18 protein-coding genes and 1 pseudogene are annotated in these 14,609 nt (G+C 63.2%); 18 read left to right on the plus strand and 1 reads right to left on the minus strand.

Annotated features, from left to right (window positions below):
• Positions 1–912, minus strand: coding sequence for a hypothetical protein (locus tag JN531_RS17070; RefSeq protein WP_228350112.1), 912 nt, complete (start codon positions 910–912; stop codon positions 1–3).
• A 1,247-nt stretch (positions 913–2,159) separates the two neighbouring features.
• On the opposite strand from JN531_RS17070, the gene JN531_RS17075 reads away from it, so the two are divergent.
• From JN531_RS17075 to JN531_RS17160, 18 genes and pseudogenes are all read left to right on the plus strand, one after another.
• The gene (locus JN531_RS17075) at positions 2,160–2,984 is read left to right on the plus strand and encodes a hypothetical protein (protein ID WP_228350113.1); all 825 of its coding nucleotides are present in this window, start codon (positions 2,160–2,162) and stop codon (positions 2,982–2,984) included.
• Positions 2,985–3,857: 873 nt separating this feature from the next.
• A complete protein-coding gene (locus tag JN531_RS17080; protein WP_228350114.1) occupies positions 3,858–5,168 on the plus strand; it encodes a hypothetical protein in 1,311 nt (436 codons plus the stop codon).
• 70 nt (positions 5,169–5,238) lie between these two features.
• The gene (locus tag JN531_RS17085) at positions 5,239–5,499 is read left to right on the plus strand and encodes a hypothetical protein (protein ID WP_228350115.1); all 261 of its coding nucleotides are present in this window, start codon (positions 5,239–5,241) and stop codon (positions 5,497–5,499) included.
• A complete protein-coding gene (locus JN531_RS17090) occupies positions 5,496–6,074 on the plus strand; it encodes a hypothetical protein (RefSeq protein ID WP_228350116.1) in 579 nt (192 codons plus the stop codon). Before JN531_RS17085 ends, JN531_RS17090 begins: the two co-directional genes overlap by 4 nt.
• A gap of 339 nt (positions 6,075–6,413) precedes the next feature.
• Positions 6,414–6,746: a hypothetical protein gene (locus JN531_RS17095; RefSeq protein WP_228350117.1), complete on the plus strand. Its 333-nt coding sequence runs from the start codon at positions 6,414–6,416 to the stop codon at positions 6,744–6,746.
• Between the two features lie 58 nt (positions 6,747–6,804).
• The gene (locus tag JN531_RS17100; protein WP_228350118.1) at positions 6,805–7,176 is read left to right on the plus strand and encodes a hypothetical protein; all 372 of its coding nucleotides are present in this window, start codon (positions 6,805–6,807) and stop codon (positions 7,174–7,176) included.
• 23 nt (positions 7,177–7,199) lie between these two features.
• Positions 7,200–7,529: a hypothetical protein gene (locus JN531_RS17105; protein ID WP_228350119.1), complete on the plus strand. Its 330-nt coding sequence runs from the start codon at positions 7,200–7,202 to the stop codon at positions 7,527–7,529.
• The gene (locus JN531_RS17110; RefSeq protein WP_228350120.1) at positions 7,526–7,942 is read left to right on the plus strand and encodes a KTSC domain-containing protein; all 417 of its coding nucleotides are present in this window, start codon (positions 7,526–7,528) and stop codon (positions 7,940–7,942) included. Before JN531_RS17105 ends, JN531_RS17110 begins: the two co-directional genes overlap by 4 nt.
• 94 nt (positions 7,943–8,036) lie before the next feature.
• Positions 8,037–8,291 (plus strand): annotated as a pseudogene (locus JN531_RS17115) (type II toxin-antitoxin system TacA family antitoxin); the annotation flags it as partial.
• An 82-nt stretch (positions 8,292–8,373) separates the two neighbouring features.
• Entirely contained in the window at positions 8,374–8,859 is a 486-nt protein-coding gene (locus tag JN531_RS17120) for a GNAT family N-acetyltransferase (protein ID WP_228350122.1), read from the plus strand.
• Between the two features lie 65 nt (positions 8,860–8,924).
• Positions 8,925–9,896, plus strand: a complete 972-nt coding sequence (gene thyA, locus JN531_RS17125) for a thymidylate synthase (RefSeq protein ID WP_228350123.1) — start codon at positions 8,925–8,927, stop codon at positions 9,894–9,896.
• Between the two features lie 72 nt (positions 9,897–9,968).
• Entirely contained in the window at positions 9,969–10,373 is a 405-nt protein-coding gene (locus JN531_RS17130) for a hypothetical protein (protein WP_228350124.1), read from the plus strand.
• 25 nt (positions 10,374–10,398) lie between these two features.
• Entirely contained in the window at positions 10,399–10,662 is a 264-nt protein-coding gene (locus JN531_RS17135) for a hypothetical protein (protein WP_228350125.1), read from the plus strand.
• A gap of 2 nt (positions 10,663–10,664) precedes the next feature.
• Positions 10,665–12,077, plus strand: coding sequence for a BREX-1 system adenine-specific DNA-methyltransferase PglX (locus JN531_RS17140; protein ID WP_228350126.1), 1,413 nt, complete (start codon positions 10,665–10,667; stop codon positions 12,075–12,077).
• Positions 12,078–12,089: 12 nt separating this feature from the next.
• Positions 12,090–12,455, plus strand: coding sequence for a hypothetical protein (locus tag JN531_RS17145; protein ID WP_228350127.1), 366 nt, complete (start codon positions 12,090–12,092; stop codon positions 12,453–12,455).
• A 31-nt stretch (positions 12,456–12,486) separates the two neighbouring features.
• Positions 12,487–12,768: a hypothetical protein gene (locus JN531_RS17150; RefSeq protein WP_228350128.1), complete on the plus strand. Its 282-nt coding sequence runs from the start codon at positions 12,487–12,489 to the stop codon at positions 12,766–12,768.
• A gap of 135 nt (positions 12,769–12,903) precedes the next feature.
• Positions 12,904–13,968 carry a dUTP diphosphatase gene (locus JN531_RS17155; RefSeq protein ID WP_228350129.1) on the plus strand — a complete coding sequence of 355 codons (1,065 nt, stop codon included), beginning with the start codon at positions 12,904–12,906 and terminating at the stop codon, positions 13,966–13,968.
• A 115-nt stretch (positions 13,969–14,083) separates the two neighbouring features.
• On the plus strand, positions 14,084–14,566 hold the full coding sequence (locus JN531_RS17160) for a hypothetical protein (protein WP_228350130.1): 483 nt from the start codon (positions 14,084–14,086) through the stop codon (positions 14,564–14,566).
• The last annotated feature ends 43 nt before the right edge of the window (positions 14,567–14,609 follow it).

Below are 14,609 nucleotides of genomic sequence, written 5' to 3' on the forward strand. Positions count from 1 at the left end.
TTAGTTCTCGTGGTAGTAGTAGGGTTTCACCGCCTTGGCGGCTCTGAGGAGCTGTTCCGTGAGATGTCGTCTGTGGGACCGCTGATTCCAGATCTGTTCGGCGAGAGCGACGATCCGACTGAGGTCCCCGCGGTAAGCAATTCGCGACAGGAAGGCCTTGGTGATCGGGCTGCGTTCGCCACGGGCACCGCTAACACGGCGGCTGTGGGTTCTCGTCCCGTTGCGGATGGTCAGAAAGAACCAGGGTCCATGGGGGCCGTGTGGGAGAAACGGATGGATGGGCTCCGGTTCCCAGCGAACCATCAAACCGCCTTGAGCCCTCTTCGTGGTTGCGTTGAAGTTGAGCATCATTTCGTCGAGGGTGGCTTCAACGCTAGCTATCTCATCGACAGTCCGAATCAGCATCGTTGAAAGAGCTGCAAGGTAGACTGACGCATCGGGTGGGACAGCAATGTCGGGGACCAGGTCGTCGGCAGGAAAGGCCTTCAGGAGCCGCTGGAGAGCCAGCCTGCAGATCTTTCGATCCGCGAGAGCGTCGAGTAGCCGGTCGACGGCCGCACGCTGCACCTCCCGGTATCCAGGAAGGCACCGTTGGGCGAGGGAGTTGGCCGTTACCCGACGAAGCTGAATACGCTTCCCCTGTCGGTAGTGAGTCCATCGGATACCAGAGGGTCCAACCAGCGACGGGCGCTTCTGGGACTGCCACCGCCCAGCAACGACCGACTCAGGCTTGTACCGCGCCGACTCGGATACCTGCTCCAGCAGCTCGCTGGACACTGCATTTATATAGGCCCACTGCGAGCCGAGCTGCTTCATCACCTGGGCCAGGTGCTCGGCCTTGCGAGTCCGATCGTCCCTGGAACGGTAGAGGCGGGCAAGGAAGGCGCGAACGCGAGCATCGGTATCGGTCATGCATCCTTAGACGACCACCAATCCCGTCGAGGCGATGATGCTCAATCAATAGGTGTGTTCTGGCTAGCGCCGCAGATTGCTCCTAAATGACCTCAAATTGCTCCGCTGAGATACCAAGGGGTCCTCTGGGAGAACTAGCGACGCGGAATGTTGCTCCTGGGGTGCCATAAAAGATTGCCGAACGCTGGCTGATGCCGATGGTTGCCGGTGGTTGCGCACTACTGGCCGGGAAGGCGTACAGACGTCTCCCGAGAAGCACAGATCTCCGTTAGTGCCGTGAAATGCCAGCTTGGTGCCGCAGAATGCCAATTAGGGCGATAACAAGCGGATTACGCACGGAATGCGCAGATGCATGGGGGATTTTTGCGCGGACGCGGAGCGTTGAAGCCGCTCCAATCTTATATTCCGTAAAAAGTTCAGCTTGTGGCTAACGATAGCTGCTGGACTTCGACCAGTCGGCCGAGGACAAGCGCCGATATGTTCCTGCTGGGCTCCACAGCGGCGTAGCAGAGCGCTTGGTGATCGTGCCTGCACTGGAAGGTGATGAGCCCTTTGCTCCTGCTGGTCCGCTTCTCAGCGACTACTACATGGGCCGGTTCGCTGGTCGGCTGCACTAGATAGACACCTCCTCGCTCAGGCTCGCGGTCACGGTCTGACAAGCCAACAGAGCAAAGTGCTGACCGAAGACCAAGTGGGGTCATCATTTCCCAGGCAACGCGTATCCGAACGGGCAAGCTGACATCGCCTTTGTACGCGGCCGTCAGTGCAAGCTGGAGTGACTCCTCAACCCGAGGGCCAGCCAACATGAGTGCCCTCTCCCTGGCGTTCAGCAGCAAAAACTCGGCCCATTCAGACTGTGGGAGCCTGACTGTCGGGAGATCGATGCATGCCGGCTCCACCATCGCTGGAATCAGGGTCCGATCCCTTTGATGGAGCCTGGCAACCGCATTCAAAGCGAATAGGCCAGGCAGATCGCGGCTCGGCACTGAGAGTAGCGAACAAAGCCTGAGGAAGTGCCTTTCGCTGGCTCCAGGCTGTGAACCACTGCTGAGGCGCTTCAGTTGGGGGATCGAGATATCAAGGAGCTCGGCCAATTGCTCGAATTGGTGGGTCTTCCTGAGCATTGAAATCAGGACACTTGCCGGAGTTGTGGGTAGCGCTTTCGACGGACGGGGCAATCCTGAATTCCTCTTTTGGTCTACTTTTCTGGTTGTCAACCATGCCCCCTAGTGTTATAGGATCAAAACATGATCCCTGGGGAGGGAATGTACCAAATGGCTCAATCGCAGGTAGCTGCTGTGCAGCAGCTTCAGGATGAGAGGTTCATCGCGAGCGTTGCACAGGAAACAGGCGTCAGCGCCGAGGCGTCGCGACGGGCGCTGACCGTCATCAATGCCGGGCTCAATCGTTGGACGCGAGCGCTGATGTCCAAGGTCTGTCGGGCGCCGATGTCGTATCGGGACTTTGCTGAGGAATACGAGGCCGACATCCGGTGGCTCATATGGAGCACCCTAGTTCGGTACGTGCCCCAGATGGCAGCAACCTACCCGGATGATGACGAGTTGGGCCGACGGGTCAACGTCTACGCCAGCCAGGTTCTCAGCAAAACAGCACGCCAGGCGTTCTATGCCTCGATCAGCAGCTGTGGCAACTGGTCGTTGAGCCTCGGAACGGCGGGTGAAATTCAATACTGGAACACCGGAGCGCGTGCTCATGCTGACGTGGCACACGACGCAGAGGGTGGCGTCCACGGAATGGACCCTGCTGTCTTGCTTGAGGCACTCGAGGACGAGACCCTTGAACGCGCAGAGGTTGAGCGTCGCATTGAGGAACTGAGACCGACCTTGACCGCGGTGCAGTACAGAACATTGCGGCTGGTGCTGGTGGACCGATTGGAGTTGAGTGTCGTTGCCGCTACTTGCGGTGAAAACACATCGGTAAAGGCTGTGAACAGGCGCCTCGATCGCATCCTGGAGCACCTCGCTGGCAAGCCGAAGAAGCCCTCCAAGGCCAAGGCTGCGCTCATTCACGGAAAGCTCGCCGACCTGAAGTCCTCCAGCAGCAGCACCTGAGCGACGGGGATGCGGGTGCCATCCGAACACCATCAAATCTGTCACCGCCTGCCGGCGGGCCTATCGGCCCGGCCCTGCGGCCGGCGTATCGGCCCGCTGAAGCGGGCCTGTCCCCTTCGGGGCGCCGTCCTCGGACTGCCTGTCGCCACCCCGCTGGCGCGGGGACCCCGGCGCCATGGCCCCGGCCGGCTGCCTACCCGACTCTGCAACGGTTGAGCCTCACCTGGGGCTTGGTTCATTCACCACCGTAGTCCGCGCCCCGGCCATGCCGGACTCTCGCCCGGCCTGGGTCGGGTCGCGCCGACCGTTGCGATCGCTTGATGGTTCGATTGCTTCCACCGCCTGCCGGCGGGCCTATCGGCCCGGCCCTGCGGCCGGCGTATCGGCCCGCTGAAGCGGGCCTGCCCCCTTCGGGGCGCCGTCCTCGGACTGCCTGTCGCCCTCCCCGCTGACGCGGGGGCCCGGCGCCATGGCCCCGGCCGGCTGCGTTGCGCCATTACCCACCGGCGGAGAGAAGATGCTGGGGAGGTGCTGCAGTGTGAGCTTTCACGCGCCCCGGCCACGCCGGACTCTCGCCCGGCCTGGGTCGGGTCGCGCCGACCGCACCGCGCCACCGATCAACCGCTCATCTCCCCGGCTACTGGCGGGCCTGTCGGCCCGGCCCTGCGGCCGGCGTATCGGCCCGCTAACGCGGGCCTGTCCCCTTCGGGGCGCCGCCCTCGGACTGCCTGTCGCCATCCCCGCTGACGCGGGGGCCCGGCGCCATGGCCCCAGCCTACCGCTGGGCGTGCCTACCGCCAGACCAACGCACTCTGCCGGCGTTGGCCGGCGGGGGCACTGCCTGACGCGGGGAGCCGCAACGTCTATGAGTCCATGAGCGCTCACTTCCTATCGGATGAGGTCTACCCACGCATCGACGTCGGGGACGCTGGCGTACTCGACGCCCTCAAGGCCAAGCGACACCAGCGGTACTGGTCGTTCGACTGTCCCGTGTGTGAGAGACCCGAGAAGGGGTTCTACTATCCCGGGAGCGGATGGCTTTCTTGCTCACACGTCAAATGCGACGGCATGAGCCTGTGGGAGTGGGTTGGACGGTCGCACACCAGCAAGGCCGATACCTTCAAGGCACTGTGCGCTCTGGCGGGGGTACAACCACCTGAGCGCCCCGGTGACCCGGCAGCGCTGTCAGAGGCCGCCCGTCTGGCCGGAGTCACCCGAGAGCTGCTACGGCTCGCCCTCGTCGAAAACCAGGAGGCGCGGACCTATCTCGAGAAGACCCGCGGCTACAGCCCCGAAATCTGGCCACGGCTCGATCTCGGGTACTACCCATCGGCCCGATGGCTCCAGGCCGCCCTCGAGCAACGTCGGTGCAACATCGACCTCGCACGCCGCTGGGGTTTGTTGCCTGACCCGGCCTCGGGTTATGCCGACTCCAACATGGCGCGTCGCATCGTCGGAGCCTGGACCCAAGAGGACGGGTCGATCCGGTTATGGGGGCGGAGCATCCGGGGCGAGAAGCCCAAGTACCTGTACACCGAGGGGACCAGCAAGCGCCGTCCCTACCTCTTCAATCGTCCCGGCCGTAACACCAGCGTACTTGCCGAAGGCCCGTTCGACGCGCACGCCCTTCAGGCTATCGGCATCCCTGGGGGTGCTGTTGGGGGCGCCGTCGTCACCCGGGACCAGGCTGGCTACATGGCGGCCCAGGGCGTTACCAGCGTCATCTACGTTCTCGATGGTGGCGACGACACTGATATCCGTATCGAAAAGACGACCCTGGCCCTTGAATCGGTCGGCATCGCAGCCTTCTTTGCCTGGCCACGGGGCAACGCCAAGGACGTCGACGAGATGCGGCGTGCGGGCGACGAGGCGGGTATTCGCGAGGCTGTCGAGGGCGCCGTCAACGCCGGCAAGTGGCTGGGTGAGAAACTGCTGGTGGGCGAGATCGGCACCGTCGAGCACTACGAACGTGTGCGCCAGGCGATGGTGGTGGCCACACACCTAACGCCGTACAGCAGTGCAGCCTTCATGACCGCCACCGGTGGCGTCATTGGTCACCCTCGCGCACAGGCGCTACGGGCACTTGCTGGCTTGCTCGATGCGGGTCTTTCTGATGATGAAGCCGCCCGCCTGATCGGGCAGCGGTACAGCCTCGATATCGACGTCAGGAATCGCGGTGTCTGAAGGAACGTCCAGCGGACCTCCATCACCTGTCTACCGGGTCCTGCGGACCCTACGATTCTTCAGCATCGCCATGATGCTGGTGGTCGCCGCCCAGCTCGTGCTGAACCCTGCTCACAAACGCCCGCACGTACTCTGCTGGCCGATTTACCTGTCAGGCAGCTTCTTCGGCGTCACCGTTGTGCGGACCCTGCTGCCCGGGGAGCCGCTCTTTGCGTTCCAGAACGTCATGCGGATGGAACGTTTCTACGACCAGTGTGTAGCGCTCACCGGCCGTTTTCCTGGTTTCGATGATCCCGGCCAGGCGGGATACCACGTAGGAGGTGGGGAATGAACAACAACAGTCACGATCTGGTGAGCACTGCTGGGCCCAGCAACAGCAACAGCGCCTCACCCTCGAAAGAGAAGATCGAGATCTACGTCAACTCGTCGGTGACCCGCGTACTGGCCTTGAAGCTCCGGGAGCTCGACCGGTTGTTCACGTCCGCCGATCGCGCCCTGGGCGGCGGGCAGCTGTCGGTCGAAACCTACATGAACCTCACCGGATCATCGGCCGCCATGATCAAGACCATGGACAGCCTCGCCGCCGAATACCGATCGCACGGTGGCATCAAGGCAGCCCACGACCAGCTGACCGGGCGCCGGCGGGCATCGAACTGGAAGAAGCCTGCTCGCCCGGCTCCCCAGGGCGCCAGCAAGGCCAAGGGCAAGGACAAGGCTGGTAGCGGTACCGACGCCGAGGCCACGCCACCGAAGGTGGTTGATGCTCCCGAGGCCAAGGCCGCCGTCCCGGACGTGCCCTCTCCGGCTGATGCTGCTCCGCCGGTGGCCACACCGAGCAAGGACAAGCCCAGCACCGCCGCCAAGACCACCAAAGCGTCGACCAAGGCCCCGGACGTCGCTGTTTGATGGGCGAGCCCGGCCAAGGCCGGTCGGGCTCTCGTGCGCTGCACCATGCCCCGCCCCGAGGCGGGTCATGGCCCTTCGGGCATCGATCCCTCTCGCGCAGTGCGCCATGGCAGGTCCGCATGGGGACCAGCGTGCAGCCCTCGATGCCTGAAAAAAGGAACAGCAAAAGCGTGAGCGACAACAGGGTTGCCCGGGTGCGTGGTGGGGGCAAGCGCCTATTGGTCAGACCTGCGCCCGGCGCAAGTGACTAAGTTTGCCGCGGGGCTTCGCCCCACACCCCAGGGTCGCGGAGCGCTTCTCGATGGGCATTGTGGAGATCAGCCCTTTGTGGAGCCCCTGATGCGCCTGCTGCTGAAGCTCCCCGCCGAATGTCCGTTTGAAAGCGCGCTGCTCGACTACAGCGCCGCAACCGCCTACGTGCGGCATCGGCAAATGGGGCACTGGATCAAGCTGCTGCCTTCGATTGGGCGGGTGATCACCGATATCCGCAGGCACGGGCCGGAGATCCTGGAGAACATGGGCAGGGCCTACACCCAGGATCCAGTGTCGACCGTCGGCGCCGTTCGGGTCGAGGCCGCCGAGGATCTACCGATGACAGCGGCAGCGGCTGCCGCCCGGTACCGCGAACGTGGAGCCCTGCGCGACCGCGACGACAGCGCATTGTTCAGATGATGCGGTTGCGGGGCGGCGGGTGGTGGCAAAGGTGGGTTATCGCCACCGGAGTTACCCCATGCGCTACATCGTCCATCCCCCCGCCGACTCGCTGTACGACATGGTTGTGTTCGACTTCGGGTCTGATTCCGTCTGTGCCCGCGCCGCGTTCACCGGCCGGTGGCGTCAGGTTGTCGACAACAGCATCACCGGCGTGCGGGCCATGATCGGCCTGAATGGCATGGTCAGCGCGATGGCCAGCCTGACCGTGCGGGGGTGTCCCGAGCCCAGTGGCTTGGCCGAGGCGGTGACCTGCGAAACCATCAGCGCCATGCCGCATGACCGCAGCGAGGCCGAGCGCGACGCAGAGGTGCATGCCCTGCAGCGACTCTGCGCCCGTCTCGACCCGGCGCGCATGGCAACGCGCAACCACAGCGCGCTGTTCCGCTGATTCAACCTGACGGGAGACAGGACGTGGAACACCCCGAAATGCAGTCAGTCGCGGATTCCGGTACGGCGCCGGACGTGTGCGAGTTGAACCCCACAATTGTGGTGGAGAAGCTGCGCGCCGGCGAAAGCGTGCGGCATAACGGCCGCTTCTTGGTGCATGATGAGGACGACAAATGGGTCTGGGGAACCGACGAATACGGCTGTGACTGCGTCCCTGCCACCAGTCAGGGCGACGGTGATCCCTACCTTGAACGGGCCGCGGCGTGGCTGTTCCATGTGCGAGACATCCCTCACCCCTTGGAACGTGGGTTCTTGGAGGGCAATCTGCTCGCCGACTGGAACCCACTGGCATGAGCGCTCAGAATCCGATCTTGCTGTGCGAGGGTATGACGTCGAGCACGATTGATGCGGTTGCCTACCAGCAGGCCAATGGAACGCTCAGCATCCGGTTCGCGGCCACTGGAAAGACCAAGACCAAACGGTGCTACACCGGTGTGGGGGACTACAGTGTCTTCCGGATGCTGGTGGACTCAAGCTCGCCCGGCAAGGACTTCAACCGCATCAAGGACAAGATCTCCCTAGCTCAGGATGCTGGTGGCGGGCTGTTCGCGGTCGCGGATGCAGGACAGCTACCCGTGTTGCGGGTCGATCAAGGCGAAGCACCCCCGACCTATCAGCAACTCCTGTCCGGTCAGCGTTCCGTCAAGGGCATCTTTCTGGATCGCGAGCGCCTTCGTTGGCGCAATGAATCGGCGGTGTTTTTCTGACCCTGGCAGCCCGTATCACGCCGGCATCGGCGTGTTGACAATCGATATACGCCTGACTAAAGTGTATATCGGTTCAATACACAGGCATCGTGCCATGAGAGAAGCACCCATCAACTTGCGAGCCCGCCCGCAGCAGCGGGAGCTTATCGATCAGGCTGCGGAGAAGCTGGGCAAGACGCGCTCGGACTTCATGCTGGAAACTGCCTGCAATCGTGCGCAAGAGGTTCTGCTGGATCAGGTCTTCTTCCGGCTTGATGCGGACCGGTACCGCGAGTTCACCGAATTGCTGGATGCGCCGGCGCGGCCCAACAAGGGCCTGGAACGTCTCATGTCGACAACGCCACCGTGGGAAAAGGTCACAGCGAAGAGTGCGCAGGCGAAGAAAGCGGTGAAGTCGGCATCGAAGGCGAAGCGCCCAAGGACGATTCTGAGTGTCGCTTGAGGTCTCGCCACCGGAGTTGCTGACAGACCACCACGGGATTGCCGATTTCTCATGTGGGGTTCCCCAGCTCGATGAGTGGCTACAGCGCCGAGCACTGGCAAACCAGCACTCGGGGGGGAGTCGGACCTTCGTGCTGGCCGATGCAGACCACCGCGTGCTGGCGTACTACGCGCTGGCCGCTGGTGCGGTAGCGGCGGCTGACGCGCCGGGGGCAATCCGTCGCAACATGCCCGCGCCGATCCCGGTGATCGTGCTGGGCCGACTCGCTGTGGACAGCCGAATGCAGGGCCGCAAATACGGCGCCTTCATGCTGCGGGATGCAGTGCAGCGTGCGCAGTTGGTGGCCGAGAACGCTGGCGTGCGCGCAATGGTTGTGCATGCCATGAGCGACGCTGCACGTGACTTCTATCTCGGGTACGGATTCGTACCGTCTCCGACCGATCCCATGGACCTGTTGCTGAAATTGGGGGCGTAGGGGCGCCATTGCGGTACCGGCGCCAAACAGTCAGGGTCCATGGATATCGATTGATGGAGCCTGAGATGCCTCACCCAATGCAGCAGTATCACGACCTTCTTGAACGTGCATTCCTGACAGGCACGATCCAGCACAACCAGCGGACAGGCATCGACTGTCACGTCCTGCCGGGGGTGCAGCTGCAGTTCGATCTGCGCGACGGTTTCCCGGCGGTCAGCACCAAGAAGCTGCACTTCCGCAGCGTGGTGGCGGAGCTGCTGGGATTCCTGCAAGGCTGCGACAGCGCCGCACAGTTCCGGGCGCTCGGGACCCGAATCTGGGATGCCAACGCCAACGAAACGCCAGCCTGGGTGAACAATCCCAACCGCCGCGGCCCTGATGATCTCGGCCGCATCTACTCGAAGCAATGGACCGACTGGCGCGACTACCGTGTGGTGAGATCGCTTGCGGAAGCTGAAACCTTGGAGTGGCACGGCTACAGCATGGTCATGCACGATCCGACGCAGCCCAGCTGGTTGATGCTGCGAGGGCTCAACCAGGTCGAGCGTGCGCTGGATTTGATCATGACCGACCCATCCGACCGTCGAATCCTGATCTCCGGCTGGCGACCCGACGAGTTCGACCAGATGGCCCTGCCCCCATGCCACAACACCTACGCCTTCATTCCTTTCGAGGATCTGCGCGAGCTGCACTTGGTGATGACCGTCCGCAGCTGGGATCTCTTCTTGGGGGCGCCGTTCAACATCGCCTCCGCCGCCCTGTTTCTCTCGATCATGGCGCGGCTTTCGGGGTATCAGGCGGCAACACTGACGATTCAGGCTGCCAACGCTCACCTCTATGCCAATCACCGGCAGCAGGCGGTGGAGCAGCTCGGCCGCGATCATTTCCCGCTGCCACGGCTGGTGATGGATGATCGACTTGTACCGCTCGACAGCCCAGGTCTGGTACCGGGCGTGTTCTCGACCCTGAACCCCGAGCAGTTCGACTTGCTGGACTACCAGCACCACCCTGCGATCAAGGCACCGATGGCAAGTTGAGGGCTTGCGGGGGCGGGCATTTCTCCGAATGGTGGGGGTGTTCGCTCAACCTACCACCGCCACGGAGAACCCATGAAGATTTCCGACCTAAACACCATCGCGCAGGCCTGCTTGATGATGAGCCAGCGGCAGTGCGCCGAGAAGCTCGTTGGGCTTCACAACCAGATGCGGCGTCAGACCGCCGGCGCCGGCGCGGTGGCCGTCCGGATCGAGTTCTTCGTCTATGCCGTGATGATGGGCGTCGTCGGCACCTTGAACGGGCTGGCCGACGAGCATGCGCCGTCGTCGGAGTTGAGCGACCGGTCGCTCGACCTGGTGTTCGAGGATGGCGATCTGACCCCGACGGTGGTCGCGCAGCTCGCGATCCTGGCGGATACCTGTCCCCCTTTCGCCGATTCCTTGAGGAAGGCGGGCTATCAGGACTGCCTGAAGCTGTGGCGCACGCGGCCGCAGAGCGACCTGTTTGCGGCGGTCTGACATGAGCCACCCTGGATCATCACCGATGACGCCGCCACCGTGGGTACGGAGCGAAGGCCCGGCAGCGCAGCTGCATGAGGCGGTGACGCCATGGTGCGTGCTCTACAGCCATACCGAACGCGCCGACAATGGCGAGTTCCCCATTTTCGGCACCTACACCCCGGCTGATGGGCGGCTGTCCATCCGCGGCGACACGCCGGCCGACATCGAGCAGGCGATTCGCGATCGCGTTACCGCGGTCTGGGGCGAACCGGCGTCCGGCTCCGATGCCAATCCGGAGGGCCGGTGACGATGGCGGATTCAGCCTGCCTGGAGCTCGACCTCGCGCCCAAGGGTGGCGAGATCGCCATGACGGTTGCCGTGGACCAGCTTCATCACGCCACGGCGCTCTACACCCGATCGCCGGTTGTCGATGCCTTGCTGAGCGAGGCCGGGTGGTTCGAGCCCGGCAAACGGCTCTGTGACCCCTCCGCCGGCGACGGCGCATTCCTCGATACCGCCCTGCGGAGTGTCCTGGCGTCGGTGGCCGACCCCGACGATGGCCTGATCCTGCACAGCATCGAAGGGTGGGAGATTCATCCCGGTGCGTGCCGGGATGCTCATGATCGTTTGGCCCGAACCCTCGCGGGGCATGGCTGGCGCACTGCTGATGCGCTGGCGCTGGCCAAACGCATCGTTCACCGGGGCGACTTCCTCACCGAGGCGGCGCCGCAGCCACAGTGGGACGTGATCGCTGCCAACCCGCCATACCTGCGCTACTGCAAGGTGCCTTCCGCTCTGCGGGCGGTCTACGACGTGGCGGTACCGGAACATGCGCGAGCCGATTTGCTGCATGCGTTCCTGAGTCGCTGTGCCGACATGCTGAACCCGGGCGGCGTGCTGGCGGCGGTGACCAGCGACCGCTGGTGCTTCAATGCTCAGGCGGCCAACCTGCGGGCTGTGCTGGGGAAATCTCTGCGAGTGCGGCATCTGAACCGGATCGACGGCGACAGCGCCTTCTACAGGCCGAAGAACCGCCGAAGCGGCACGCCTCCGAGGGTGCATCCCGTGACCGTCGTCCTCGAACGCGCGGACGGCGATGGCATTGCACGCCTGGATGGCTCGCCCATCTACCCAGGGTCAACCGACGTTGGCGCCACCGGCCGCACGCTGGCGGACATCGCCACGGTCAAGCTCGCACCGTGGCTCGGCACGCCGGGCATCTTCGTGGTCAAGCCTGATGTGGCGGCGCGGCTGCCGGCAGACTGGCTGATACCGGTCGCCGACGGCAAGGATTTCACCGGCGGCGTGTTCTCGGGGCCCAAGGCCTTTGCGATCCGCACCGAGGGGGTTTCGTGTCTGGAGGAGCTGCCGGGGGCCATCGTCGATCACCTGAAGCGGGAGCTGCCGCGAATGTGCCGACGCGGCCGGCGCGATCGCTGCTGGTTGCCGCCGGAGACCTGGATCAACAAGTTCGACCTGTCCCAGCCCTCCATCGTGGTACCGCGAATCTGTCACGGGTTGACCGCGGTTGAGATCCCACCGGGAATACTGCCGATCGACCACGGCCTAAGCATCGCTCAAACCCCGGGGATGTCTCTTGATTCGGTGATGGAGGCCCTGCAGGCCGCCAGGGCGCGGCAGTGGATCGCCGCCCGGGCGCCCCGGCTCGAAGGGGGTTTCGTGAGCATCACCACCACCCTGCTGCGCAGTCTGCCGGTTTAATCGGAGGATCAGATGACGAATGACCTGGCTGCGGCCACCTCTCAGGCGTTCTCAGGCGCGGCCCCCGGGACATTGATCGCCTTCGAGGCCATGGGCTACACCAACCTGCGAGTGCTTCCTGACGGGCGTGTCGTGGCCCTGCACCCATTCCTTTTCACCGTGGGGTTGGTGGTCGGGCTGACGGCTACGCACTATCAGCATCGCTACTGCTATCCCGATGCCGCCAGTGCGCATGCGGCCATCACCAGCTGGGATGGCGTCGGACACCCGCCGGGCCCCTGGATCAAGCGCAAGGGCCTGGACGGCGAGTTGGCCAACGAACAAACGTTTCAAGGGATCCCAGTGCGTCAAGAGACGGCGGGGCAGCCAAGGGTCTAGTAAGCGATCAGGGACGAAGCAAGAGGCAACTATGAAGGCACAGATTCGCTGGACCTGCGGGCCGCAATCCAAGACGGCCGAGTATGACGCGGAAGACATCTGCATCGATGTCGAACTCCCAGCCGTTCCCCAGATCGGCATCCTTCTCAAGGTCACGTCTGATGGAGAGTTTGTCCGCGTCGATGACGTCTACATGGACCTGTCCGAAGACGGAGATGGGCTTTTGGTGTTTCTGAAGGACGCGGAGCCTGGTACCCCTGATTTCCGTCCGTGGGCTGAACTGAAGGCCCAGGGGTGGCGGCTGATCGGATAGCGCTTGCGTGGCTCAGGTGTGTGGGCAGCTTACGAGTCTAGGAAGTAAGCGCCGCTGTCCGTCAAACCGTCATTGCTTCAGGGGTGGGCGTGCATTCACCCCCGTTCCACCGGGAATCTCCCAAGAGGAAACCGTATGAATGCCATTTCAGCAGTTGAGGTCACCCGCGATGCCAGCGGCATGTGGATGCATCCGGGCTTCCCGTGGGGGGTAGTTGGTTCTGCCAATACTCTCCAGGAAACCATTGAGGCGATGGGCCTTGAAATGAGCTGCGTGTTGATGGAAGAGGATGCGCGCATGCCCTTGGCGCAGCTCTACGCCACCAAGTTGGATGTCTCGCTCTGCAGCCAGTGGGCCCCCTCACGTCCGTGGGGCGACGGCTGGTTTCTGGTCTCCATTCACGATTCCGAGGACGGGCCGTGTGCGACGTGGGTGCGCGAGGTGTCAGGTCGGCGCATCTCACCGGAGGGACGGGCCGACGTTGAAGCGCATCTCATGGCAGAGCTGGGCTCGATGCTGGACCTGCAGATGACGATGAATGAGGTGGTCAACCCGTCCTGGCTGAGCGCTGGGTACCCGTTCCTTCGGGCGGTTCTGATTGAGGGTGCTGAAGGGATCGAGCACGTTGGGTGGAAATGGTGGAAGGCGCAGACCCCGGATGACGCGCAGGCGCGTCTGGAGGTCATCGACAAGCTGCATTTCTATCTATCCCATTTCATAGTTGCCGGGGCGGCACAGCTCGGAGTGGACCGCTACCCGGACCGCGCGGCACGCCAACAGATAATCGAGGCAGCGCGGGAGATCATGGTGACTTCGCTTCGCCATGAACTTGAAAGCTGCGTTCTCGACTTCGATGGGATGCGCTTTGCATACGAGAATCTCTCCGTCTGCGAGCGGTTCGAATTGATGGCGGGTCTTGCTGTCGCGCGGCGGGCTTCCTTGCGGCTGTTGATCGAGACCTGGGTGCAGCTGGGCGGAGAGGGAAAGGATCTGGTGCGCGAGTACATCGGCAAGAACACCCTCAACGTCTTTCGGGCGCGCAATGGTTACAAGGAAGGTCGCTACGTCAAGGAGTGGGACGGCCGCGAAGACAATGTGCACCTGGTTGAGCTGCTGCCGGGAATCCCCACCGAGGGTATGTATGCAGCACTGTGGTCCGCGCTGGAGCAGCGATACCAGCAATTGGCGGGCCCAGCCTAGATTATCCGCAACTGATCAAGCGCCCTCGACACAATCTGACTGCCTATATATTGGCGCAGTGATTTGCGGGTGCAGTCACCGACATAGAGCTACTTACAGGGAGTATGAAATGATCATGAATATCAAAGCCGGCACATTCTTTGTGCTTGCCTCAGCCGTGTCGACGGTTGCCTTTGTAATTTTTATAACTTGGCTGGTCATCGACTACAAGGAGTCCCGGGAAACGGTTGATTCTGCGGAACGGGCCGCATCCGAGTGGGTCATGGATGTTGCTGACATTGCTCCGGCCAAGTTTCCGATCGGGTCCCAGTGGGAGCTGGCGTTTTCGGGCGAGCCGTTCGATGGCGTGAATCCGGTGTGCGCGCCGGATGCCGGCATTTCCTACACCGTCCAAGGTTTTGATCTGGAAGACTACCTGTTGCTGGTGTCGCAGCGGGGCCCTGCTCCGGCTGGGAGTGTGACCTGGCTTCAGGTCAGCATTTCGACTCACAACGTACCGCGCGTGGTTTTGGTTACCCAGGGCGAAGGTGGTTCGAGGAAGGAGCGCATCGAGCTCATTGGAGCGCCGGTGCTGATCAATGCGCGGTGTGGTCCCTGAGCCCTTGAATCGGACCGATACAGGAGTAGACCTCATGATCCAC

The organism is Flagellatimonas centrodinii, assembly GCF_016918765.2.
Taxonomy (GTDB): domain Bacteria; phylum Pseudomonadota; class Gammaproteobacteria; order Nevskiales; family Nevskiaceae; genus Polycyclovorans; species Polycyclovorans centrodinii.